Annotated in this window: 1 pseudogene; it reads left to right on the forward strand. The window is 47.3% G+C overall.

The features are described 5' to 3' along the window. Positions 1-740: pseudogene (locus AC3WT9_RS34605) on the forward strand (RHS repeat protein); the annotation flags it as partial.

Below are 740 nucleotides of genomic sequence, written 5' to 3' on the forward strand. Positions count from 1 at the left end.
AACGGAATGGGTTTGGCCCTTTTAGAGGAACACTTTGATGACAACGCTGGAAAATGGGTATTCACCCAGTATCACTATGACGATATGGGCAGACCCATCTATCAAAAAGATGCACTATCCAATGAAATAACGGTGGGGTATGATGCTTGGGGCCAACAAAAAAGTTTAACGGATTCCTATCGTAATGTCTTCGTGACAAATTATAATTTGAAGCAGCGGAAAGCGGTAAGCTACCTGACTGCGGCGGGCACCTCCGAAACGATGAATTACATCGAGGAGTCGTATGATCCGTGGGGCCGGGTGATTTCGAAGCGGACGTTTAGAGATTGGCCGAATCAGTCGCAGCCCATCACTGAGCGCTACAGTTACGATATTATCGGCAATCTTACGGGATATACCGACCCGATGAACCATCTCAATGAGGCTGGCGTGACAACCCATTACAGTTACAACGCATTAAATCAGTTAACTGGTGTTAAGGATGCGCTAAATCAGACCACACGGTACAGCTATGACGGAAATGGACAAATATCCAAGGTGACCGTTCAGGGCAAGGGTGAGTCGGAACAAACCTTAAACACGAAGAGTTACAACGAAATCGGACTGATGACAACGAAGCAGGACGCCGCCGCCAAAAGCGAAAGTGTGTCCTATAATCATCTGGGTCAACAGACCGGTAAAACGGACCGTATGGGCAGTGTGTTCAGTTACAACTACGACGAGAGAGGTCAACTAAAGAG

The organism is Paenibacillus sp. EB106-06-01-XG199 (assembly GCF_058791575.1).